The organism is Psychroflexus longus (assembly GCF_020164595.1).
Classification (GTDB): Bacteria; Bacteroidota; Bacteroidia; order Flavobacteriales; family Flavobacteriaceae; genus Psychroflexus; species Psychroflexus longus.
On record NZ_JAIQZE010000002.1, the window covers coordinates 45,062 to 70,631 of the forward strand.

The window sequence follows — 25,570 nt, forward strand, 5'->3', positions numbered from 1 at the left end:
CTAATCCTAAGCTGAGTCCTAAGACTATACTTTTGCAATTTTTAAATAATTTCAGTTTATGTTTGGACGTTTAGTCTTCCTTTTTATTTATCTAATTACTACTTTTGGATTTGCTCAGGATAAAAAACAATATACTATTGTGAGACAGGATGAATCAGCAAAAATAGATGGTGACCTATCAGACAGCGTTTGGGATAATCTTGATATTGCTACCAACTTTGTTCAATTCTCTCCCAATCTTAAACTTTCTGCCACTCCAGATCGCAGAACTGAAGTAAAACTTTATTACAATGATGATGGTATTTTTTTAGCAGCAAAATTATACGATGACCCTAATAAAATAATGAGTCAATTTACCACTAGAGACGATTTTGGTCAGGCAGATTATTTTGCTCTGATTTTAAATCCTAATAATGATGCTCAAAACGATACCCAGTTTTTTGTTTTTAGTTCTGGTACTCAGGCCGATGCCATTTCATCCCCAAGCATAGGTCAAGATTTTGGCTGGAATGCCGTTTGGGATAGTAATGTACAAAAAACCGATTTTGGATGGCAACTGGAAATGAAGATTCCTTATAGAACTTTAAGATTTCCTAAAACGGCTATACAGACCTGGGGAATACAGTTTAGAAGACATTTTAGAAGAGAGCGTTCTGATTATGCCTGGAATCCAATTGATAGAACAAAAGGTTATGAAGGTCTTTATCACGGCCAATTGTTAGGTTTAAAAAATTTAAAACCACCTCTAAGGTTAAACTTATACCCATTCACAACAGGAATTGTGAACACGGTTGGTGACCAAACTTCAACTGACTTTAAGCTGGGTATGGATATGAAATATGGTATTACCGATAATTTAACGCTAGACGCCACGCTTATTCCAGACTTTAGCCAAGCTAGATTTGATGATGTGGTGTTAAACTTAGGTCCATTTGAACAAACCTTTGATGAGCAACGTCAATTTTTCACAGAAGGTGTTGACCTCTTTACAAAAGGTGACTTATTTTTTTCCAGACGAGTTGGAAGTGCTCCCACCGGGACTATAGATCCTGAGAAAAACGAAATCATAGAAAATAAACCCAGCGAGGTTGGATTAATCAATGCTATGAAAATGTCTGGCCGACTCAAAAATGGGCTTGGAGTTGGCGTATTTAATGCTGTGACAGAAACCACAAATGCAACTGTTTTGGACACTCTTCATAATACTCGCAGAGAAGTTGAAGTTGAACCACTATCTAATTATAATATCATGGTAGTAGATAAGCAATTCAACAAAAATTCATCTGTGAGTTTAATCAATACTAATGTAACTCGCTCTGGTGATTATAGAAATGCAAATGTTACTGGAGCATTGTTTGACCTTATCAATGACAGCAACTCTTACCAACTTTCAGGAGAATTCAAAATGAGTCATTTGAATCTGAACGATGATGAAAAGACAGGATTTAGCTCAAGTCTGAGAATTGGTAAAATCAGTAATAAATATCAATATTCTCTTAGTCATGATTATGCTGATAAAAAATACGACATCAATGATTTAGGCCTTATATTCCGAAATAACTACAATAATTTCACTGGTAGAGCTTCTTATCAAATTTTTGAACCTACTGAAAATTTTCAGAGTTACAGTATTCGGATTTTTTCGCGTTACAGTCAGTTAGCCTCACCTCAAACTTATACAGGTCTCTTATTATATTCAGAATTTGTAGCAACATCTCTTAAACTAGATACTTACGGGTTCGATTTGCGAATGGAACCTGGAAAACAATTTGATTATTTTGAACCTCGTGTTGATGGACGCTATTTTATAACTGAAAATCAAACAAGATTGGGGGGTTTTGTTTCTACTAATTACAACAGAACTTTTGCTATAAACGTAAGAGCAAGAACTGAAACTTTTTTTGAAGAAAATAGAGATTCTTTCTCTTATGAATTCAGAATACGACCAAGAGTAAGATTTAACGATTTCTTTTTTATGGAATATAATTTCAATTTTGAAAAGCAAATCAACGATCGTGGTTTCTCTAGTTTTTCACAAAATGAACCTATTTTCGGAGAACGTGACCGGCAAATTTTAATCAATAGCATTTCTGCTAATTATAATTTTGACCCATTTAATGGTTTGAATCTTCAGCTCCGTCACTATTGGGATACTGTACTATATGATGAGTTCATGTATAATCTCAATCCTAACGGAAGACTTTCTGAAAATGAAAATCTACCAAAATCTGCTTTAGCTTCGAGTCCAGATATCAACTTCAGTACCTGGAATCTAGATTTGAATTATTCATGGCAATTTGCACCAGGCAGTTTTTTGACGGCTTTGTACAGGAATCAGTTATTTACCAACAACTCTGAAGCACAGAATAATTTTGAAACGACTTTTACTAATTTATTCCAGCAAGACATACAGCATACGGTTTCGATTAGACTGCAATACTTTTTTGATGTAAATACGGTTAAGTCTGTATTTACTTCTGAAGATAGCTAACCTTTCAAATATTCACTGACTTCTTTGATGGTTTGTTTTGCATAACGACCAACACCAATCAAAGTAGCAGAAGCAAAGCCTGTCCAACCGCCATACCCTACAAGCCATAAACCATCAGTTTCTTTGGCTTTTGTATTATCAGTTGGTATTTTCCCTTTTTTATCTATAGATACTAAATTCTCTAAAAACCCAGTCGAATAACCAAATCCTGTGCACCAAATAATAACATCTACATCCTGATCAGAACCATCTTCCCAAATAACACCGTCCTTGATAATAGTCTGAATCTGACCTCTGGAATGCAAAACATCGCGTTCCCGAGCTTCTTTGACTGAAGGTACCATGACGATATTTCCAAGGTTATATTTTGATGCATCAAAGGTATCGCCTTTCTTCTCAGCATAGTATTTGGCTGAAGCAACATCGAATAAAACTCTGCCGTCCACATCATCGGGGAGATACTCAGGTTCCTGGCTTGTAGACCAAAACGTGTTGGCCACTTTGGAGACTTCTGCTAAGATTTGAGCGCCGGAATTACCCTCACCAACGATGACTACTTTTTTATCTTGAAAACCCTCTGGACTCCTATATTCTGATGAATGCAATTGCTGGCCTTTGAATTTTTCTCGCCCATGAACTTCAGGAATAAAAGGGTTTTTGAAGGTGCCAGTTGCAGATATAACTGTTTTCGATTTATAGTCCTTCTTGTTAGTTTTGATACTGAAAATACCATCAGATTTATTTACTGAAGTGACCATCACGGGGCGTTCTATAGGGAAGTCATAACGCTTTTCGTAGCGACAGAGGTAATCGATGGTTTCTTCACGAGTAGGAAATTCACCTTTGGAGGCTGGCATTTGCCAACCTGGAAGTGAACTGTGTTCTGGTGGAGAAAATAAAGTGAGCGACTCCCAGGTACGTTTCCAGGATGCTCCGCAAGAATCCTGATCGTCCAAAATAAGGTAGTCTATTTCTTTTCGTCTTAAAAAAAAGGCACAGGCCAAAGCGCTTTGTCCCCCACCTATAATGATGAGGTCATATATTTTATCGTCCATGCCTTAAGTTTGATCTTTAATTCTTATTTGCTTTACTGAAGGAAAATTTAATCTAAATCTTTGTTTAATTTATAGTGATCTTCTAGTTGGCCACGGATCATATGATCTTCCATATCTAAAACCATCAGTGCATTTTCCATAACCTTATAGGTGTTTGGTTTGTCTTCGCTTTCTAAAGTAATTTCACTTCCTGAAGCATTCCAACTGAAGTTCCCTTGGGATTGAACTTCTTTTTCGTCCTTACCTAAATATGTTATGAACTTTATGTATGTATTGTCGGAGTTAATCAGGATTTTGGTCTGTATACCTTCACAATCGGCACAAGGTAGAATTCCCTGGTATGTTCCTTGCCAGTCTAAAGAATTTTTACTGGTATGCTCCTCTTTGAAGGATTGACTTGGTACATAAGTCTCTGAATTTACGTTGGCTTCAGTCCTCTTATTACAAGAAGTCAAAGCAAGAGAAATCAGAATAACGAAATACGGACGTAATATCATTTTAGTAGGAATTTTGAGCTGAATATCTACAAAGATAAGGTGAACTGTAGCAAATTCCGAAGAAAAGCTAAGCCTTAGATCGCTTCCTCGCTGGATTTTTGGTCACCATAAATACACCTAGAAACACAAGGATGACGGATATAATTTTTAGAAGTGTTAATTGGTCTGCACCAGAAAAAATAGCAAATGCAATGGCAATAACTGGCTGTAGATAGGTAAACACGCCGATGGTTGAAGCGGATAAATGTTTTAAAGCAAACATGTTGAGAAGATAGGTCGTAAAGGTTGTGCCAACAATTACAAATCCGATGCGCCATAGAGCTGAAAACGGCATACTGACCCAGTCTACTTCCCGAAATTCAGACCAGCCAATAGGTAGATTGATAATGATAGCTGTTAAAAATAGCCAACGCATCAAGGTAATGGGGTGGTAAGTTTTGGTAAGTGGCTTGGCAACAATTAAAAACATACCAAAGGACAGGGCGTTGACGAATAACAGGACGTTTCCAAGTGGAATATTGGGTGCACCTACCTGTTGCTGAACACCAAATAAAATAAGACTAAGTCCTCCCAAAAGTCCCAGAATTGCTCCTGAGCCTTTGAGAATTGTAATTTTTTCTCGAATTAAAACCGCTGAAAGTATAAAGACTAAAATTGGTGTTATAGTAACGATGACTGAGCTATTGATGGGAGTGGAAAGACTCAAACCCTTGAACGAAAGCATCATATTGATGACCATACCAAACATAGCGCTTAGCAAAAGTCTCGGCCAATGTTCTCTTTTTATCTTTTCGTTTTTTATAAAGAGGCTCACAACCCAAAATATAATTCCAGCACCGAGTACGCGTATAAAAACAAAGCCATAAGGCTGGACGTAATCTGGCATTAAACCCTTGGCTAAGGTATGATTGATTCCAAAAAATGTTGTGGCAACTAGTGCGGCTAACAAAGCTTGTACGCGCTTAGTCATTGAATAGAGACTTCAGGGCGTCTACAGTATGCTTGTCATTACCTATAAATATTTTGTCATCAATAATAAAAATAGGTCTTTTTAGAAATGTGTAATGTGATAGAATGTATTCTTTGATTTCTTCTTCGGAAAGGTTCTCGTCTTTTAAACCTGCTTCTGTATATTTTTTAGCTCTTTTGTTAAGTAAGATCTCATAAGACCTTGTGTTTTTGTAAAGAAATTCTAAATCTGATTCCGATATGTGTTCCTTCTTGATATCTTGGATAATAACATCATCTGGTAAAGAAAGCTTACCTAAAATACGTTTGCAAGTATCACAGGTTGAAAGATGAAAAACTTTTTTCATTGTGTGTTTTGTTGAGATTTCTTTTTCTTAAAGGATCTGTACACCACATATAGAACTCCTCCTACGAGAATGTATGGAAATGCCATAAGATAAACGATACCGTCATTGATGGCCTCTGCCTGTCCTGTATCTTGTTCAGATTCTAATACTGCTCTGCACATAGAGCACTGGGAAACAGAATCCCAAATTGTTACAAGTATTAATACCAGTGCTAAAAAATATTTATTCATCTTCATCATCTTTCAAATTTAGTAATAAGGTAGCATAAATAGATAAACTAGAACTCCTGTTATGGCAACATATAGCCATATGGGAAATGTCCACCTGGCGATTTTTTTATGTTTAGTGTATTCTCCAGTCAAACCTCTATACATTGTAAATAAAACAAGAGGTATAATGATGGCAGAAAGCGCAATGTGTGTGATTAAGATAAAAAAGTAAATATATCTCAAGATTCCTTCTCCACCATAAGGAACAGGTTCATTACTGATTTTTGAAATAACATAGCTCACCAAAAATAAGGCGGATAATCCAAAAGCCGTTATCATCACATTTCTATGAGCTATTTTTCTCTCTTGCTTGATAAAAGTATATCCAAGAAGTAATAAAATTGCTGTCATGCCATTGATAAGCGCATGGAAAAATGGAAAAGAACCCACTTCTAAACCTAATAGATCATATCGGGTAGGAAGATTCATTAATATAACAACAACGATTGGCACAATAACGGAGAGCCCTATGATGATAGGAACAATAGTTTTGTCAGATTTACTTAAAGTCGCTTTCATTTTAAAAGTATTTCAATGTCTTCTATCAATATATCGATTTGTTGTATCTCATGACTTTGAGCGTCAGATTGATTTCTCGGTACCGAACCCTGGTAAAAAATAATTGGATTTCCGGCCTCGTCTTTTCTGCTCCGGATGTAACCTTCTTGGTCAATTAAAGCGAAAAACCCAGAATGCTCAAAACCACCTTCTGCATTTTCATCTTGACGGGCATAAATATTGAAACCTTGATTTGCTAACTCATAGATTTCATCTTGGTCACCCGTAAGGAAATTCCAGTGAGGCAACTTGACCCCTAGTTCATCAGCATGTTCTTTCAAAACCTCGGGAGTATCATGTTTGGGATTGATAGTGAATGATGCAATTCCAAAATTCATATTTCCATAAAATTCATCTTGAACTTCCAGAAGATTCTCATTCATAATAGGGCAGATCGTTGGACAAGTCGCGAAAAAAAATTCTACAACGTATACTTTACCAAGGTAATCTTCATTGGTAATAGTGTCTTTGTTTTGGTTAACAAATTCAAATTCTGGAACTTTTTTGCGCTCACCATCAATTTCAATATACGCTAAGCTGTCTGTGGAATTTCTGGACAACATCTCACTGACTACCCAGATTCCAAAAACTAGAATTACTAGAGATATTCCTACGTAAGAATATTTTTTCATTATTTTTTTTCTCTTTGAGCGTTATTCTTTTTCAAAGCAAATCTATATTCTGCTAAGATAATCTTTACATCATCATTCATTTTATCGCTTACTTCTTTCAAATTACTAAGATCGTAAGCATATTTCGTTCCTTCATCTTCATCATCGCTACGACCTCTTAATTTCATTTGCTTGTCGATAATAAAAGCATATTCACTAGAAAGTTTATCATCCAATTTTAAATCTGAATCCAGACTCTCAAATAATCTCGTTATCTCTTTATCTGCAAGCTCAAGAAAAAACCATTCGGAAGCATCAGATGTTTTGTTGATTTCATTTCTGAAATCTTGAATACGTTTTTCTGAATTTAATTCAGTAACACTAACAACTTGAAAATTATCAAACTTATGATAGCGGTCATAAATCTTCTCTTTCATATTGAAAGCATGAACTTTTTTAACATCAAAGTCTTTTCCGAAGAAAGTGAGGATAGTGATTTTGTTATCGAAAGTAATCTGCTCAGTCTCGAATTCTTTTAATTCTGAAAGATCTTCATTGAGAACAGGAAGTCTGCCAAATGAATTTATTCCGCTAGAGAAAAACAAATAGGCAACAAGCGGTAGTACAAATAAAACAATAAGGACGATGTACTTTTTCATTCTTTAAAATATATGCAAAATTAAAAAAGGCGGTTCTCTAAAAACCGCCTTTTGAAGTATTTTTAACCTTTGAACTTTAGAAATCCCAAGTGATGTAACCACTTTCATAGATCTCCTGGATATATGTGCCTTCTATGAGGAGGATAGCAATTAAATAGGATATAAGGAAGACGCCAGTCCAAACTACTACTCTTCGCAGACTTGCTGCTTCATGCTCCATGTGCATAAAAGCCCAAACTATGTAATAGGCTTTAATAATTGTAAGTACTATAAAAATCCAATTTAGAAGTGATAATGAAACCAAATCTGTATGAACCAAAAAATCTGGTTTGAAGATACCAAGTACTACCTCTACTATCGTTAAAATAGATAGAATGATAAATACTTGCCAAATTCTCTTTTTCGCTCCTGAGTGTTCGCCGTGAGTTGTATCGTGTGCCATTGTAATATAATTCTTTATAAAATTGTTATACTAAGTAGAAAAAGGTAAAAACAAATACCCAGACTAAATCGACAAAGTGCCAGTATAATCCGACCTTTTCCACCATTTCATAACTTCCTCTTTTCTCATATGTTCCTACCAAAACATTGAAGAATATAATAATAAGTATGATAACTCCTGAAAGTACGTGAAAACCGTGAAATCCAGTAATAAAGAAGAAAAAGCCTCCAAACAAAGGAGCACCATATTCATTTTGAGATAAATTGGCACCTTGTATAACTCCAATACCCGATGTATTTAATTTAAGCAAGGATTCCTCTCTGTTTAAAATTTCTTTCTCACCCTCGTCAGTGATTTCCATAGTTCTAACACGAAGATCTGGATTTGCAGCAAAGCCATTTTTTACATCTTCTATGGATAAAGGATTGTAAGAGGCTTCAGAATTGTACCATATTCCATTTTTAGCTTCATGCTGAGTTCTATCTTTTGGTGATGCACTTGAGAATTCTTCAAGAGCTACCCGATTACCTTCAGAATCGGCAAACTGTATAATTTTACCACTTCTGGTCTCTACAGCTCCATATTCACCTGATATAAAATTAGACCATTCCCAGGCTTGAGAACCTATAAATATAATACCTCCAAGTATAGTCAAAGCCATATAAGTAACGACCTTGTTTTTTTGCATTTGGTGACCGGCATCTACAGCAAGAACCATTGTTACTGATGAAAAAATCAAGATAAACGTCATCAAAGCGACATAATACATCGGGGCATCTACACCGTGTAAAAATGGAAAGTGATTAAACACTTCATCCGCAATAGGCCATTCATTTATAAATTTAAATCTTGTAAACCCATAAGCAGCCAAAAAACCTGAAAATGTGAGAGCATCCGATGAGATAAAGAACCACATCATCAATTTTCCATAACTCGCTTTTAGTGGTTTTTCATCACCTCCTCCCCAAGTTTTTCCCTCGGTACCTGTTTTCGCAACGGTAGTAGCTTCCATAAAAATCAAATATTAATGTTCTGCAAAAATAGACAATTTTATTATTATCTAAAGAAATATAAAAACAAAAAGAGGTAAAGCCAGAGCCCGTCCACGAAGTGCCAGAAGGTAACTCCCAAACGCAATCCCAACATATTTCCTTTTGAATATTTCTTTTTAAAATGATTATAAATTACAACTAAAAGTACAATGAGACCAGCAGCAACGTGAACTACGTGTGCTAGAACCAATAGATAAACAAAAGACATAGTAATACTACTTGCACTTCCAGTAAAGTAGTAACCAGCTTCTACAATTTCATCAAACCCGATGAATTGCATCACTACAAACAAAACCCCTAAAATGAAAGTGGATACGATAGCAATATTAGCTTTATCTGTATCACCTTCAGCTGTAAATTTTTTGGTCAAATGAAATGTAATACTGCTTATGAAAATGACCAGTGTACTCCAGATAAAAACATCTGGCAACTGGTAATCTGTAAGCCAATCCGGACGGTTTTTACTTACTACATAGGCACTCGTAAGACCCGCAAACATCATCCCCATACTTATGATGCCAAACCACATCATCATCATTCTCGCCCGTTTGTGTTTCTCGTCTAAAGCCATAATCTGATATATTTATCTAAAACGTAAATAATTTGTATTAAAGTTATGTAGGACACACTTGCCAACATAAGTTGCCTTGCCTGTTTTGTTTCTCTGTTTTTGAAAAGTTGAATTGCATAAAACAACATCACCAGACCTAGAGCAAAAATTAAAACTGCTGAAATCACAGACAATTTCAAATCACCCGTTACTCCAAGTACTGGAACTACAGAAACAAGAAGTGTCCAAACAGTGTATAAAATAATTTGCATAGCGGTTCCTTTGTCTCTTTTGCCAGTAGGTAACATAAAAAAACCACCTTCCTTATAATCATCATAAAGCCACCACCCTAGTGACCAAAAGTGAGGGAATTGCCAAAAAAACTGTATCATGAAAAGCGTCCCTGCCTCTATCCCAAAAGAACCTGTTGCAGCTACCCAACCCAGCATAAAAGGAATTGCTCCTGGGAATGCTCCAACGAATACAGAAAGTGGAGTCATCGTTTTTAAAGGCGTATAAATGCTTACATAGAGAAAAATAGAAATGGCCCCAAACATGGCAGTAATAGGATTGATTACAAAAAGTAATAGTAATCCAATGATGGTAAGAATGGTAGCTATGGCAAATGCGGTATTCACCGACATTGTACCGGAAGGAATAGGACGGTTTTTGGTCCTCTTCATTTTAGCGTCAAGATCCTTCTCTATGATCTGGTTGAAGGCATTGGATGCACCAACCATTGCATAGCCACCAATTGCCAACAAGATTAAATTCCAAAAATTGAATTCATCTGCGCCAAGTAAATAACCTGCTATGGAGGAAAAAACTACACTTACAGCTAATCTAAATTTTGTTAGCTCTTTGAAGTCTTTTACCCATAAAAATATATGTGAATATGCTAAGGAAGTTGACAATACTTGAAATTTCTGCAAAGATACGGCTAAAAAGTTTTTTTTAAGAAGCAGACGTTCGTTAATATTTACTAAGTATTGGCTTAATAATCATAATACCAATTAAAAATATCTGTCCTGAATCCAAGATTAACCCAAGTTGTATTTCTATCAAAATTTAGAGCAGTATTTTCTGAAACATTAAGTTTTCGGTGAATTAAATTGAGGTAAACCTTTAAGTTGGTTGTTGGATTGACAATAAATCCAGCCTCCAGTTCGCCGTAATAAGAATTGCCTCTGTTTCCCTGACCAATATTTATTCCTTCATCTGCAATTCTTAACCTTTCATCTCCCAGTAAATTAGTTCCATAAAAAGGATCGCTATTTTCATTGGTTTCGAATCCACGTTCACCAAAAATGAATTTCGCATGTCCGTAAAATCTATCTTTTTTATATCGGGTAATGAATAAAAACTCCCTGAAATTTGCTCCCCACAAATGCGCCATAGACTGGTTATCATTGGTATAATGTAGGTTAAGCGTATTGTGGGAATAAGTGTAAGGCCTTACCTGGTTATACTCTAGTTGTAAAAAAAGATTGTTCACCTTGAAGGCATCAGCATATTTTACACCCATTTGAAAGCCAAATTTATTTTTCCAGCTCTTATTACCTGCAGTTACATCGTCAACCGAAAACTCATCTATGAGGAGCTGACCATAACTATTGATTTGGTCAGTCCATTTATATTTATAACTAAGTCCAATAAGGGATTTACCAGACCTGGAGCCTGAAGAGTATTCAACCATATTGTAAAACAAGATTGGATTTACAAAATTCCAGTCAAATCCACGATTTGGTTCACTTTCAAATAATACAGACTCAAATAAACCAATGTTAAGTCGTTTGTTGACATTGTAGCTCAAGTAGTGAGTTGCCATGTATTTGGTCAAGAAAGCTCCACCATCTGTAAGTGTATTCGGATTTTTCAAAGATGACCAGGTATTGGTATACTTAAATTTCCAGAAACTTGTATTGACTTTTACATAAGCATTGGGTGAGGCATTATCACTCATAAAAAGAGATCTGTAACCGTCACCAATAAAATTATTACCCCTACCAAATTGTATATCTAAAAAATCTGTAGCATTGTAAGACAGATAACCTTCGACAACAGGATAGTCAAACCCATCTCGATAGGGCTCTCCAATTCCTCGGGTCGGAATGCTGACCTGGCCTGAGTTTCTTCTCCCTAAATCTTCCGCTAAATCATTGAAATAACCAGCAAATTTCCCCTGACTTTCATAAATCACCGTGAAGAAATTCAGTCGGTCTCCTAAACCCCCTTGAAAAATACCAGCTCTGGTATTATTGTAGGTTGTAAAAGACTCTTCGAAGTCTCTACCTACCTGAAGGTCAGCAGCTATATCAAACGTAAACCAATAATCTTCACCTTGTATTTGAACAGTATTTTCATTGAAAAACTTTCGTCCGAACCAAGACTCCTTTTTATAAAATAAGGCTTTGTTTTCTTTTTCTAAGTCATAATAAGGCTGAACTTCTGCATACTTATAAGGCTTCGAAGCTGTGTGAGCATTTGTTCCAATCTTATCCATCTTAGTCGTAAATCTGTTATACAACTCGTGAGATAAAGGAATGTTGAGACCGCTTTTGTACTGGGGATAGTTAAAGTTTTTTGTTTTTATATCATCAAATTCATTCTGGTAACTTTCCAGTGGCTTTTCTTTCTGAATTGACTCTTCTTGAATTGAAGATCGAGAAAGTGGGATTTGAAGTGGCATTCTAAATTGAACATAAGTTGGTACTCCATTGTAGGTTGCAGGCCTAATTTTTGGAAAACTGCTGAAGACCCTCTCGAGTTCCTCATTCAACTCTTGATATTCTGAATTCACATACAATACCTGAAATACCCCATCTTTGTCTACTTCAAAAATTACGGTCGCTACTCCTTCGTAATTTTCTGATGAAATAATTTCAGGCTCATTATAATTTGAATAAATAAAGGACTTGAGTTGATTCTTAAAACACTTTTCCTGTTTTGATTTTGAAACATTTTCACAAGAGGAAAAAGTAGGATAACTTTCAGTTTTAGAAATAAAGTTTTGACTGAAACCCGAAACAAAAGCAAGGAATAAAACTAAAGGAAGGCTTTTCATAATTTACTAGTTGGAAAGACTCTACAAATATGATTTAAAAATAGGAATAAAAAAATCCCGAATGCAATATTCGGGATTTAGGTATTATGAAATTATAAAAAATTAGTCCTGGACTTGAAAAGTAATAGGAAGGGAATAAAGTACCCCTACATTTTGACCTCTTTGCTGGCCAGGCTTCATTTTGGGTAATTTTTTTATGACTCTTTCACCTTCAGATTGTAATCTTGGGTGAGGAGCTCTAGCTGCAACATTTGTAATATTTCCGTTTTTATCAATTTTAAATTGAACGTAAACTCTATTGATACCGCTTAATCCAAGATCGGCAGCAAGACCAGTATCAAAGTTTTTATTTACAAATTGACTTATCTTTTTGCTCATGCATTGCTTACGCTCTTCATTGTTATTTAAGCCTTCACAACCTGGAAAAATTGGCACACTTTCAATAACAGCAAAAGGAACATCACCTATTTCTTCCTCAACTTCCTCTACTTCTTCAACTTCAACCACTTCATTCTGGTCAGTCTCAGTAGACTCAATAACGACTTCTTCCACTTCCTCATCATCTTCAACAACCTCAATTACTTCTGGTGCTGGTGGCGGTGGTGGTGGTGGTGGTGGAGTTTTTTGTATTTCAGTAATTGGCACATCTTCCTCATCTAACATGTCAAGATCTACAACACCAGTATCGATAGCATCTCTATCATAGGTCTTCCATTCGATCATTGTCAACGTAATTGCTAAGACAACCACAAGTCCAATTTGAAAAAAAAGAAGACTTTTTCTGGAAAGATCTTTCTTCGGATTCTTTTTTGGTTCCATATTATTATTTTAAATAGTTTACTAAAGTATAAAAAAAATGAAATTTACTTTCAATTTGAATTTATATTTTCAAAAATCTTTTTTTTGAACAATTGAAATGTAAAATAACTTATTATAACTCCTAAGCTGTTTGCTATGATGTCATAAACATCAAAAACTCTATAATCTGTTGTTACTTCTTGTAAAATCTCAATAACAATACCAAAACTAATAATTCCTAAAGAAATCAAAACATTTTTTTTAAAAGGTTTTGATGAGTAAGGGACTATAGCTAAGAGCCAAACAGTGTTAAGAAAGAAATAAGCAATAAGATGATAAAGCTTATCTTCATATTGAACCTCTAGTTTTGGTAAGCTACTAATATCTGATAAAGACAAATAAAATATTAGAAGTGTACATAAAATTGCAAATACTAGAAGCAATTTACTACTCAATATGAGACTTATAAGTTTCTGCATCCATCAACTCTTTGATCTCGTCTTGATTTGCTATTTTCATTTTGATCATCCATCCTTTTTGGTAAGGCTCCTCATTTACCATTTCTGGCTCATCTTCTAGTTCTTCATTGAATTCTAAAATTTCGCCACTCAGCGGTAAATAAAGATCAGAAACTGTTTTTACTGCTTCTACAGTACCAAAAACTTCATCTTTATCTAAGGTTTCTCCAACGGTTTCCACTTCTACATATACTATGTCTCCAAGTTCACTTTGAGCAAAATCAGTAATACCAATAGTTGCTGTGTCTCCGTTAATCTCGATCCATTCGTGATCTTTCGTGTACTTTAAATTGTCTGGTGTGTTCATTCGTTAGTTATTTATTTAATTTCCAAAGTTATATCTCAACGTAACTCCTGTTCTAATCGTTGTTTGAGGAAATATCGTTGAAATTGCATTTTGCGAAAATACGTGATCGTAGAAAAATAATGCGGTTAAATTCTTAGTAAATGCATAATCTGCTACAAAATTTATTGACCAGATGTCCTGTCCTGAAGTTACTCGATTACTCAGCACATCTAAATTTCTTATAATGGTTTCATTTCTTCTCAAAGAAAGGTCCGCTTTTATGTTCAAATCGCTACTCAACACTCTCCTATTTCCTTCAAATTGAGTCACAACTGTTAGGTCTTTTATCCTGTATCCCAACCCCACGATATACTCATCTCCCTGCATTTCTGTAAGCAAATTATTATTGAAGCTTAGAGACAGAGCCCGGTCTCTTCTTACTTCAGCAATCACACTTATAGAGTTTTTCATTTCAAAATCAAACTTAACTAGAGGACTGAACTCTTCTATAAGGTTGACATTGGAAACAAATAACTCTGGTCTAAAGTTGCCATTTTCATCTAAATTGAAATTTCCGAAGGGATCTCTTCTGTTGAATTCTAGGTTAGATTGAAACTGATTGATTGTATAAGTGGATCTGTAGCCATGTTGAATCGAGAAACGATTGAAGTTTTCTCTGAACCAGGTCAGTCTCATAAATCCTGTGTATTTCAAATTCCATCCTGGTATTGGTATATCTCTGAGTATTCCCAGGTCTTCACTTTCTGGACTTGATCCTGTATAAGCCGATAAGAAAGACGGCAGCAGTACAGCCTGGCTAGTTCTTCCAAACCCAACTGGAAAACCATTTTCATCTATATTATTAGGATCATTAAGATTGATTCCTGCTTGTTCTGCTAATCTATTGGCAACTATAAATCGATTTTCTCTAAACTGTTCAAAATTCTCGGAAACATCTCTTGTACTCGTGCTGAACGAAGTGCGTATCATGTTGGTAGAAATACTGAAGTTCCCAAATGTGTTCGGAATGATGGAATTGTATTCCATCGTTTCCGGATCTACCCTGAAATTCTCAGTATAGGTATCAGAATACAATCTATTGGCGATTAAGTCAACAGTAAGTCCTGGTAAAAGTTTCAATCCTGCCTGGATATCCAGCTGTTGATTATCTGTCCTAGTGTATTGCTCATTGAAATCCTGATACATGGTAAGCCATCCTCTTCTTGCTGCTTCTCGCCTTACGTCGTTCTGGCTCCCAAAAGTAAAACCAGCAGTAGGTTTCAAAGTTCCACCAAAACCAACATCATTGGTATAGCCTGGCAAGAAAATACCTTTTGTGTCAGAATAATTAATTTGTACTCTATCCAAAGCGGTCACAATTCCGATAAGTGTATTCACTGCTTTATCACCAACGCTTAATTCTGTGTCCGAATTTGATGTAGAATTATTTTGATTTCCTCCTTGATTTTCTTGCAGTCCTTGTCCAGGTCGACGTCTTCTTACATTCCTTTTGATCTCTGCCGGATTTTGAGCTCTCTTTTTTGTCAATCCCAGGTAAGAGTAAAGGCTAGACATATTTAGGTTTGAATTGATTTGATGACTCGCCGAATTTTGAACAGAGTTACCTAGGTCTGGTATTCCTTCTAGCCCACGTAAAATTTCTGACCCTTTAGTCCATAGAAAATCACCCGTGTAAGAATATTGTGTCTGAACAAATTTTAAAAAAGGAATTTTATTAAAAGGTAAGGTATAGTTAAGCTGAAGCTGTTGATAGTGCCTGTTTGGTATTCCTACATCAAAGAAATCATCGAAAATACCAATACTGTTGTCCTGGACATTATTTTCGTCTATGTAATTCCTTACAATCCTATTAGTAGAGGCATTAAAATTGAAATTAAGAGCTTTGGTCAGGCTATAATCTATAGCGTATTCCCAGTCAAAAAAGTAATTCCTTTGGAATAACTTCGGAGTTCCAAGGCTTCCTGGAGGCAAATTAAATTCTCTATACCTCAACTCATTGTATTGTCTATTCACATTTGCTCCTGCAGTAATACTATTGGGCAAAAGGTTGACGTTAAAATCTTTAAAAATTGCAAAATACGGACTTTCAAAAAGACCAATATTTTCCAAAGGTTTAACTTCCAATGGCTGGAAATTAAAACCATAGGTAAGTGCGGCATCTACATTTTGATCCAGAGATTGTCTTATTTCGAAATCTCTGTAATCTGTTTGATTATAACTTGCAGATAAAGTGAAATTCTCGATATCATACGGCATTGGTGTTTTATCATCATTGGTCCTGTCTTTTCTAAGACCAATCACACTTATTCCCTGCCTTCTGGTATAAGTTTCTGCCTGTTCTTGAAATTCTGCTCTTTGATCCTCATCAGTAGTGTTATTTAAGAGGGTTTCAAGTTCAAGATCACCATATACAGGGTCAAATTGTGGAGTGATGAGTTCTTCTCCTCTATTGTAATTAAGTGGGATTTTTACGCCCCACTGTTGAGGCAAGACTTGACCTAAATTAAGTCCAGTTACCACATCATATTGTTGTATATCTTCTCTGCTCCTTTGGTTTGGACCTTGCTCAATAGCTCCAAAACCAATGGTAGACATTCTCCCACTTGCGGACACATTTGCGAAATCTGCAAAATTGGTGTCAAGATTTAAAACTGCAGCCCAACCTCCCTCATTTTTCAATCCCGACAGCCTCAACTCATTAAACCAAACTTCACCAGAGACATTTTGACCACTAGAATTCTTTAAGCCTAGCATCATGACTCGTATGTTTCCAAAACTAGGATTACCAATGATTCCTACTTTAAAACCGTCTGTTGTGTTTGGATCAATAATTTCTTTTCCAGATTCATCGAAATATTTAAGTTCAAGGTTATCATTGAGCGTTTTAGCTTTAATCTTTTGAAGCAAATCTAAAGATAAATTCAAATCATTTTCTAAGGGCCAAACTCCTCTAGGTGTGAAGTCTTGTGGGTCCGAAACTTTCAAAGGAATTTCAATTTGATAATAGTTATTTGTGAAATCAATACCCATTCTTATAAACGCCGTAAGCTGGTCGTCTTGAAGCTGTGTGTTTGGTGGTGCCAATGATTGTGCATGCAGATACATTTCTAAGCGTTCGTATTGACGCATGTCTATTTGATAATTTTTGAAAACACCTCTAGAATCTTCAGACTGTAAGTTGCTCACTCTTAAAGCCAATGATTTTTCATCTTCTCTAATGGCCACGTTATTATTCACCAATTCTTCCCTGATGACTCCAGGTGGAGTCACATAATTTGAAGTAATTTCTTCGCTAACTGCTTCAGAGTTGAACTGAGTATTTCCAGTAGTTGGATTCGACCCGTATGGTAAAATGGGTAGGTCGTAAGTAAAATAATCACCTCTAACCAACTCCAATGTTCCAAACCTAAGAATGGTTTCCTGACTGAAGTCTGTCATGAACATTCTCATGAACCTTATAGATCTGAGGTCACTTATTCCCCCGATAGCAAATTCTTCACTAGTTCTCAAAGGAACTCTAAACTGAACCCATCTTGCTTCTATTTCTTGTCCATTCTGAAGCGTCGTAATCACTTCCTGAACATCTGTAATGTAATCTGAATTTATCCCTTGTCTGGAACTTGTATTATTTTCTACACTCATGTTTGGAAAAACAGGAACTTCATACTCAAAGTAACTATCAATCGTATTCATGGTGTTGTCCATATTTACATCTTCAACATCCGGGAAAGCAGAATTACCACGATTATTTTCTGTGACCTCCACAGGATTGTTACCTTCAGTTCCATTAAAATTTCTGTACCGATTCAGAATATCTCCGTTTCTATCCAAATAATACTGGTAATCGTCATTGGAAGGGTCTTCGAAATTTGAAAATTCGGGAAACTTTACGGCTTCATCTTGATTATTCAAACCGTCGAAACCGACGTCTTGATTTATTCTTTCTTGCCCATTCGTATCAAAAGCATAGACCAGGGATTGATTGCTTGGTACTTTAGCGTAATTAGTCGATAAAGTATTGGAGCTTCCGCCATCTTCTGGTAAGCCATTTTCAAATTGCTTTCTTCCATCTTTCAAAATATCTTCAGATATACTTCCAAAGTTGAGCACTACTTTTCCTCCAGTATTTGTAGCGTTTTCAGGATAAATGAAAGGATCCATCACCCAAAATTCCACATACTCTACATTGGATTGTTCAAAATCTGTGGTTTGCAAACCTCTCATTATACCCCCAAAATTTTGATTTGGGTTGGGAAGTGTATTATCGCTAGTGGCTGCCGAATTGTAGTTATACATTCCTCTTTCACTGGGCCTGTACACCAAATCCAATGGAAATAAGGTTTGAATTTGTCCAGGTACGATATCAATATTGGGAAATATTTCATTCACGAGAATTCGTCTTGAGTAGTACTGTGAAAGATCCTCGTCTGTTACATCTCCTGGTCTTTGAAAGCTATAAAAAATGGGGTCTATAGTATACCAATTGAGCTTGGCTCTAAAATCATTTGTGCTTATATCATTGTTGGCATCGTAAGTACCGTTCGCATCATTTGGTCCTCTGTAACCTACAGGAGCGCTTGACAACTTCCAAGCTTGAGGATCTATAACAGAGATAGACGTTTGAGAACCTTCAAAATCGTCTACATAACTTGTAGCATCTCCTTCAAAGTCACTTGCATTTGGGCTTCCAGGCAATAAATAAGCAAATTCTCCTCTAAGAGAAAAATTCGATTCTACATCTGTATCAATATTTGGTAGTTTATTCACCATTCTGGTGAAGAATGGAACTGTAGTATTGTAATTGAAATTAACTCCGTAAATACTATTATTCACAGGTTCGGTCCCGTAATCTGCTTTTTGGGTTATTGGCCTTTCGTTTAAATTTAAAAATGTTCCGCCTATCAGTAATTCTTCACTGAATCTATGCTGAACATCAATTCCTGTAAATCGCTTGGTTTGTCTTCCAAATAAAGCATTATTTTCTGTAGACACCTTAATTGGAGTATCCGAAGCTAGTAAGGCATCATCGAGGATATTTACCCTTCCCAACTCATAATCTACCGTATAATCTATTCCTTCCTGAAGTATTCTGCCTCCTGCGGAAACAGTCACTGAGCCCCTGGGAACGTTGAAGGCGCCAATAGGGATTCCACCCGTATTAGAAGCTTTATAGCGTCCAGATAATTTGAATTTATTTTTCTCAGCTCCTTCTTGCTGAGCCTGTATTTTGGTAGTAGCATAAAGACTTCTGAAAACATACTTGGATTGGTTTTCGTTATAAGTCTGAGGATCATCGTAATTTTCAGAACCAGCGTTTGGATTCAAATCCAATTTGTTAAAGAGGTGCTCGCCAAAAGGCTCTACTTTAGTAAACTTTAAAATTCCGTTTTGGGGATCAATAGTGATATTGGGCACAAAGTCAAAAAAGCCGTCGCCACCATTCACTGGGTCATTATTAAAATTTAAATTATCAAGATCTAAAACCTGCAAAAGATTAGTCTCACTTACATCATCTGGAAGAGGGGTCGTGCTTCCTGGCGCTTCGGTAATGAAGTTGACAGGCTGTGGATCTGCATATAAAACATTGAATCTAAATCCGTCCTGCTCGAGTCCGGAAGCCCCTAGACTGTAGAAGTTTTTCATCATCAGATCCCAAATTGGCTCCTGCACAAAGGTGACTGGACTTTTAAGAAGTTTTACTATTAAGTTTTGATTAAGCGCAATTTGTTCATCCTGTTGTTCCGGGTTTTCCTGAGTTTCTGTTCCTGAACGTCCTCCGTTTCCAAATTCTCCAACGCGAAATACCCGCCCGTCAGTTGTGGTATATTCAAAAGCAACTCCTAAAACCTCGTCATTGTTAAGACGTTGATTCAAAGAAATATATCCTAGCTGAGTGTTTAAGTAATATTCATTGGGCTGCAGCTCTCTTGCATTTTCTAAAATTGCATAATCACGACCTTCAGAAACAGAAGACTGCGCAGAACCGAAGCCCTCTTGTATAGAGGCTAAGTCTCTTATCTGATTTGTCAATACAGACTGCCCAGTGCCAAGAGCGCTGGGATTGAACAAGTTATTAGCATTATTAGGCCTCCCGTTGGGGTTCAATATAAAATTAGGGACTGGAGATGGTATTGGGCTACCTGTATTGTCATCTTGTAATAACCCTAGATTTTCAGGTTCACTTTCACCAAGATCTTGTAAAGCAATAATATTCCTTGCATTGGATGTCGTTGCCGAATTATTTGTCCGATTGGTGACCCAAACCTGGAGTCTTGTGATCTGTATCCTGCTGTTGATGAAGGGATAGTTTTCTAAAGCCCGATCATATTCGTCTCTAAAAAAATGAGCAAGAAAGAAGTGCCTGTTTTCATCATAATCCAAAGCAAATTTATCAAACTCTCGCACTGTCGCTCCACCTTGTATATTTACACTTTGTCTTTCTGAATTTAATTCTGAAAACACTCCTGTTATTGTAGTCTTTCCGAATTGAAGTTGTGTCTTAACACCAAATAAGCTCTGTGAGCCCTGTATGAGCGTACTATTTAAGGGCATTTGTACATTACCTACTTCAATCTTTTGGATGATATCGTCTTCAGAAGGTGTGTAATCCAATTTGATTTGATTCTGAAAATCAAAAGTTGATTCCGTATCATATTCAGCATTAACTTGTAGACGTGTCCCAACAGAAGCCTGTAAACTCATGCTGATACGTTGATCAAAATCAAAAGTGAGATTGCTTTGATTTCTTGGAGATAACGAGGGATTATCCTGTTTACCATATAGAATACCCATGTCTACAGCAACAGACCCCCTGGGTTGTACATCGATTTCATTTCCTCCAAATACTGACTGAAAAAAAGAATTGTTCACGTAAAAAATAGGAATCAAATTCTTTTGATTCTCTTCATCGCCTTTTCCTGATGCAGCATCTGATTTTTGTTTGAAGTAAGCCTTCATTTGCTCTTCAAGTACAAGAGCTTCAAATTCTTCTGGTGTGAGAACAAGTGGATATTTGGTATTTACAGATCCTATTTTTTCTGTGTAGATGTACCGATCTAAAACAGGATCATACTCATATTTAGAAACTATACTTGATGGGTTTGGCATAGATATATTGCCAAAAGAAGGGCCTTTGGGAATAGAATCCTGCTCATCCTGAGCATAAACATCAGATGCAAATAATATGACTGCAACAAGTAAAAATACAGGGCAAGAAATTATGTTGATGAGTCGATGAGTAATCTTCAAATGCTTTATAGATTTTTTAAGGCGAGTTTGATTATCTCTTCAACGCTGGCATTTGGATTATTATTACAAATTTTGGTAATAATTTTTCCAGATTGCTTCCTTGTGTAACCCAGGGTTTCTAAAGCTGATAAGGCTTCTTCTTTATTGGCATGACTTGGGGAGCTAACAATTTCTGTAAGCGCTTCTGTACTTTTAAATTTATCTTTTAAGTCTAAAATAACACGTTGGGCAGTTTTCTTACCAATACCTTTTACACTTTGTATGGTATCTGTGTCTTCACTCGTAATCGCCTCAATCACCTGTTCCGGAGTGAGAGAAGACAGCATTATTCTAGCTGTACTCGCTCCAATACCAGACACAGATAGTAGTTGCCTAAATACCAGACGTTCTGCCTTATCCATAAATCCATATAAAGTGTGGGAATCCTCTTTAACCTGAAGATGGGTGAATATTGTGATTGATTCTTCATCCCTTAAACGAGAAAAGGTATGAAGTGAAATATTCACCTCATACCCTATCCCATTACAATCTACAACTATATGTGTTGGGTTTTTTTCTAAAAGTTTACCTCGAAGCTGAGTTATCATCTTAACTTAATTTTAGGAATCAAATGTAACAAAATTAAGTTTAGAACCTCAAGGTCTTTACCTTTTATAAGCCTCCGAATAACAGGATCTACTAAGCCTTGCGCTTGCTTTTTTGCTGAGCATCTACAACTGCAACGGCAGACATGTTTACCATCTCATCTACACTCGCCCCCAATTGAAAAACATGAGCTGGTTTATTAAGTCCCATCAAAATTGGACCTATTGAGCCTGCACTATTAAGTTCTTTCATTAACTTGTAAGTACTGTTAGCAGAATCAAGATTCGGATAAATTAATGTGTTGACCTTTTTTCCATTAAGTTTAGAAAAAGGAAACTTATCCATTCTCATTTTCTTATTGAGAGCGAAATCAATTTGCAACTCCCCATCAACTGCAATTTCCGGATAATTTTTGTGTAAATATTCTACTGCTTCTTTCACCTTTGATGCATTCGGATTGCTGGATGATCCAAAATTGGAATACGAAGCCATAGCGATAACAGGGTCTATTCCAAACATCTTTACAGTTTTGGCTGTCATCTGAGCAATTTTAGCCAAAACTGTAGAATCTGGATTTATGTTGATAGAAGTGTCACTTATAAAGATAGGCCCCCTTTTGGAGTTCATTAAGTTGGTGGCTGCTACATTGGTAACTCCTTTTTCTTTTCCAATTAATTCTAAAATAGGCTTTAAAACTGCAGGATAAGCTCTAGAATATCCAGATAACATTGCATCTGCATCTCCGTTCTCCACCATCATTGCTGCAAAATAGTTTCGCTCTCTTATCAATTTTTTAGCATCATATAGTGTGACACCCTTCCTACTTCTTTTCTTCCAAAGAGCTTCCGCATATTCATGTCTCTGTTTTTGCTCTTCATCAGATTTAGGGTCTATAATGATAATATCCTCTCCTTCAAATTCAATTTCCCTCATCAATTCAAGAATCACATCTCTCCTGCCAAGAAGTATAGGTGTCGCGATTTTTTCATCATAAACCTGTTGAGCGGCCTTTAAAACATCCAGATGATCAGCTTCTGCATAAACGATACGTTTAGGGTCTTGTTTTGCTCGGTTAATTAGAAGTCTTGTTATCTTATCCTCACTTCCCATGCGTTCCAGAAGGTCTTCTTTGTAAGCTTCCCAATCCTCAATTGGAGTCTGAGCTACACCAGAATCCATAGCTGCTTTGGCAACGGCAGGTGGTACTTCAGCAATAAGTCTGGGATCAAAAGGTTTCGGTATGATATAATCTCTTCCAAAGTTGAGGCGTGTTTCAGCATAAGCAATATTCACTTGCTCTGGTACCGGTTCTTTAGCAAGTCTAGCCAGCGCTTTGACAGCAGCCATTTTCATCTCTTCGTTGATTTGTGTTGCGCGAACATCCAAGGCTCCTCTGAATATATATGGAAATCCAAGAACATTATTGACCTGATTTGGAAAATCTGTCCTCCCCGTTGCCATGATCACATCTTTTCTTGTTTCTAAAGCCAAATCATAATCGATTTCCGGATCTGGATTGGCCATAGCAAAGACAATAGGATTTGGTGCCATTTTTTTAAGCATTTCTGCCTTTAAAACTCCACCCACCGAAAGCCCTAAAAACACATCTGCATTTTCAATAGCCTCGTCTAAATCTTTTATTTTTCTTGTTGTTGCAAACTCTATCTGCTTAGTAGATAAGTCATCTCTGCTTTTATCAATTATCCCCTGGCTATCAAACATCAGGATATTTTCTTTTTTAACCCCAAGCAAGACATAAAGTTTTGTGCAAGCAATAGCAGCAGAACCTGCTCCAGATACAACAATCTTAACTTCATCGATTTTCTTGTCTGCTAGCTCTAATGCATTCAAAAGTGCCGCGGCAGAAATAATAGCTGTTCCGTGCTGATCGTCGTGCATCACAGGGATAGGCAATTCTGCTTTGAGTCGTTCTTCGATTTCAAAAGCTTCCGGAGCTTTGATATCCTCTAAGTTGATACCTCCAAAAGTTGGTGCGATATTTTTTACTGTTTCAATAAAAGCATCTATGTTTTTGGTATCGACTTCAATATCAAACACATCGATATCAGCAAATATTTTGAACAGTAAGGCTTTACCTTCCATTACTGGCTTGGAGGCTTCAGCTCCTATATCACCGAGTCCTAGAACGGCTGTCCCGTTGGATATCACCGCTACCAGATTTCCTTTATTGGTGTATTTATAAGCATTTTGAACATCCTTTTCTATCTCCTTACAAGGCTCGGCTACTCCAGGAGAGTAGGCTAGCCCCAAATCTCTTTGAGATGCGTGTTTCTTGGTAGGCACGACTTCTATTTTACCTGGTCTTGGTTTAGCGTGATAGACTAAAGCTTCTCTTCGTTTTCTTGATGTACTCATAGGTTTCTTACTCTTGTTGAGTTCGATTCAACTTCAACATATATTAAAAAACAAAGGTACGTCTTAAGTCTAATTCTGAAAGAAATCCTTACCAATATTAGGATCGAAACTTAAGAGTTAACAGATTGATGTGCTAAGAATGTTGACTTTAAAATGGAACTTAACAGGGATAGAATGAACCTTTTACAATTGAAAAAATGTCTATTTGGATTGACTTTTAATCAGAATCACTTAAAAATATTAGCTAACTACTTGACTTTATATAACTGATATTTCTCTTTAAGCCTTCAAATTTTGTTCGCTTAACGGCAGATTTTCTAAAGATTTCATTAAACACCTCCTTGGTGATTTCTTCCCACTCCTTCTTATCATTAGACAGTAAATCTGGGTGAGGATTGAAAAGCGGTTCATTATGAGGTTTACTGAAACGATTCCAGGGACACACGTCCTGGCAAATATCACAACCAAACATCCAGTCTTCAAATTTATCTTGGAAGCCGTTAGGAATTTCATTCTTCAATTCAATGGTGAAGTAAGAAATGCATTTGCTCCCATCCACTTTGTAGGGCTCATAAATCGCATCTGTGGGACAGGCATCAATACATTTGGTGCATGATCCACAATGATCGGTCACTGGAGTATCGTACTCTAAGTCAATATCAAGAATCAATTCGGCAATGAAATAAAACGAACCAGTTTGTTTTGAGAGTAAATTGGAATGTTTGCCAACCCAGCCTAGACCACTTTTGGCGGCCCATGCTTTTTCCAAAACAGGCGCAGAATCAACAAAAGCTCTGCCACCTATTTCTCCAATTTCCTCCTGAAGGGTGAACATGAACTCCTTCAGCTTAGATTTTATAACGTGATGGTAATCTCTCCCATAAGCATATTTGCTCACTTTGTAGGTGTCGTCTCTTTGAGTTTCTTCTGGGAAATAATTATAAAGTAAAGAAATCACGCTTTTAGAACCTTCGACAAGTTTAGTAGGATCTAAACGTTTGTCGAAATGGTTTTCCATATACTGCATCTCACCATGAGCATTTTGCTTTAGCCAATTTTCCAATCGTGGGGCTTCTTCTTCTAAAAATTCAGCTTTAGAAATTCCACAAGATAAAAACCCAAGGCGATCTGCTTCAGCTTTTATCAGTTGGGTGTTGGTATCTTTAATTGAGAT

Annotated in this window: 21 protein-coding genes; 1 reads left to right on the forward strand and 20 read right to left on the reverse strand. The window is 36.4% G+C overall.

Going from position 1 to position 25,570, the window contains the following annotated elements:
• Positions 1 to 58 precede the first annotated feature (58 nt).
• The gene (locus LB452_RS02925; protein WP_224460227.1) at positions 59 to 2,491 is read left to right on the forward strand and encodes a DUF5916 domain-containing protein; all 2,433 of its coding nucleotides are present in this window, start codon (positions 59 to 61) and stop codon (positions 2,489 to 2,491) included.
• Here LB452_RS02925 and LB452_RS02930 read toward each other — a convergent pair.
• The 20 genes from LB452_RS02930 to queG form a co-directional block, all read right to left on the reverse strand.
• Positions 2,488 to 3,546 carry an ArsO family NAD(P)H-dependent flavin-containing monooxygenase gene (locus LB452_RS02930; protein WP_224460228.1) on the reverse strand — a complete coding sequence of 353 codons (1,059 nt, stop codon included), beginning with the start codon at positions 3,544 to 3,546 and terminating at the stop codon, positions 2,488 to 2,490. The genes LB452_RS02925 and LB452_RS02930 overlap by 4 nt on opposite strands.
• Positions 3,547 to 3,593: 47 nt before the next feature.
• Positions 3,594 to 4,043: a copper resistance protein NlpE gene (locus tag LB452_RS02935; RefSeq protein WP_224460229.1), complete on the reverse strand. Its 450-nt coding sequence runs from the start codon at positions 4,041 to 4,043 to the stop codon at positions 3,594 to 3,596.
• A 67-nt stretch (positions 4,044 to 4,110) separates the two neighbouring features.
• Complete coding sequence (locus tag LB452_RS02940) at positions 4,111 to 5,013, reverse strand: DMT family transporter (RefSeq protein WP_224460230.1); 903 nt, start codon at positions 5,011 to 5,013, stop codon at positions 4,111 to 4,113.
• Positions 5,006 to 5,359, reverse strand: a complete 354-nt coding sequence (locus tag LB452_RS02945) for an arsenate reductase family protein (RefSeq protein ID WP_224460231.1) — start codon at positions 5,357 to 5,359, stop codon at positions 5,006 to 5,008. The genes LB452_RS02940 and LB452_RS02945 overlap by 8 nt, the downstream gene beginning before the upstream one ends.
• Complete coding sequence (locus LB452_RS02950; RefSeq protein ID WP_407692602.1) at positions 5,356 to 5,595, reverse strand: hypothetical protein; 240 nt, start codon at positions 5,593 to 5,595, stop codon at positions 5,356 to 5,358. Before LB452_RS02950 ends, LB452_RS02945 begins: the two co-directional genes overlap by 4 nt.
• A gap of 12 nt (positions 5,596 to 5,607) precedes the next feature.
• Entirely contained in the window at positions 5,608 to 6,147 is a 540-nt protein-coding gene (locus LB452_RS02955) for a DUF420 domain-containing protein (RefSeq protein WP_224460233.1), read from the reverse strand.
• The gene (locus LB452_RS02960) at positions 6,144 to 6,818 is read right to left on the reverse strand and encodes an SCO family protein (protein WP_224460234.1); all 675 of its coding nucleotides are present in this window, start codon (positions 6,816 to 6,818) and stop codon (positions 6,144 to 6,146) included. The genes LB452_RS02955 and LB452_RS02960 overlap by 4 nt, the downstream gene beginning before the upstream one ends.
• Complete coding sequence (locus LB452_RS02965; protein WP_224460235.1) at positions 6,818 to 7,456, reverse strand: hypothetical protein; 639 nt, start codon at positions 7,454 to 7,456, stop codon at positions 6,818 to 6,820. The genes LB452_RS02960 and LB452_RS02965 overlap by 1 nt, the downstream gene beginning before the upstream one ends.
• A gap of 76 nt (positions 7,457 to 7,532) precedes the next feature.
• Entirely contained in the window at positions 7,533 to 7,898 is a 366-nt protein-coding gene (locus tag LB452_RS02970; protein ID WP_224455325.1) for a cytochrome C oxidase subunit IV family protein, read from the reverse strand.
• 25 nt (positions 7,899 to 7,923) lie between these two features.
• Positions 7,924 to 8,910, reverse strand: coding sequence for a cytochrome c oxidase subunit 3 (locus LB452_RS02975; protein ID WP_224460236.1), 987 nt, complete (start codon positions 8,908 to 8,910; stop codon positions 7,924 to 7,926).
• A gap of 44 nt (positions 8,911 to 8,954) precedes the next feature.
• Positions 8,955 to 9,521 carry a cytochrome c oxidase subunit 3 gene (locus LB452_RS02980; protein ID WP_224460237.1) on the reverse strand — a complete coding sequence of 189 codons (567 nt, stop codon included), beginning with the start codon at positions 9,519 to 9,521 and terminating at the stop codon, positions 8,955 to 8,957.
• Positions 9,512 to 10,414, reverse strand: coding sequence for a heme o synthase (cyoE, locus tag LB452_RS02985; RefSeq protein ID WP_224460238.1), 903 nt, complete (start codon positions 10,412 to 10,414; stop codon positions 9,512 to 9,514). Before cyoE ends, LB452_RS02980 begins: the two co-directional genes overlap by 10 nt.
• A gap of 80 nt (positions 10,415 to 10,494) precedes the next feature.
• On the reverse strand, positions 10,495 to 12,564 hold the full coding sequence (locus tag LB452_RS02990; protein WP_224460239.1) for a gliding motility protein RemB: 2,070 nt from the start codon (positions 12,562 to 12,564) through the stop codon (positions 10,495 to 10,497).
• A gap of 102 nt (positions 12,565 to 12,666) precedes the next feature.
• Entirely contained in the window at positions 12,667 to 13,383 is a 717-nt protein-coding gene (locus LB452_RS02995) for an energy transducer TonB (protein WP_224460240.1), read from the reverse strand.
• Positions 13,384 to 13,433: 50 nt separating this feature from the next.
• Positions 13,434 to 13,841, reverse strand: coding sequence for a VanZ family protein (locus LB452_RS03000; RefSeq protein WP_224460241.1), 408 nt, complete (start codon positions 13,839 to 13,841; stop codon positions 13,434 to 13,436).
• The gene (gene gcvH, locus LB452_RS03005; protein ID WP_224455332.1) at positions 13,810 to 14,187 is read right to left on the reverse strand and encodes a glycine cleavage system protein GcvH; all 378 of its coding nucleotides are present in this window, start codon (positions 14,185 to 14,187) and stop codon (positions 13,810 to 13,812) included. Before gcvH ends, LB452_RS03000 begins: the two co-directional genes overlap by 32 nt.
• A 15-nt stretch (positions 14,188 to 14,202) precedes the next feature.
• Positions 14,203 to 21,408, reverse strand: a complete 7,206-nt coding sequence (gene sov, locus LB452_RS03010) for a T9SS outer membrane translocon Sov/SprA (protein WP_407692603.1) — start codon at positions 21,406 to 21,408, stop codon at positions 14,203 to 14,205.
• A gap of 32 nt (positions 21,409 to 21,440) precedes the next feature.
• Positions 21,441 to 22,022, reverse strand: a complete 582-nt coding sequence (gene ruvA, locus LB452_RS03015) for a Holliday junction branch migration protein RuvA (protein WP_224460243.1) — start codon at positions 22,020 to 22,022, stop codon at positions 21,441 to 21,443.
• Positions 22,023 to 22,113: 91 nt separating this feature from the next.
• The gene (locus LB452_RS03020; RefSeq protein ID WP_224460244.1) at positions 22,114 to 24,396 is read right to left on the reverse strand and encodes an NADP-dependent malic enzyme; all 2,283 of its coding nucleotides are present in this window, start codon (positions 24,394 to 24,396) and stop codon (positions 22,114 to 22,116) included.
• A gap of 244 nt (positions 24,397 to 24,640) precedes the next feature.
• The gene (gene queG / locus LB452_RS03025; protein ID WP_224460403.1) at positions 24,641 to 25,570 is read right to left on the reverse strand and encodes a tRNA epoxyqueuosine(34) reductase QueG; all 930 of its coding nucleotides are present in this window, start codon (positions 25,568 to 25,570) and stop codon (positions 24,641 to 24,643) included.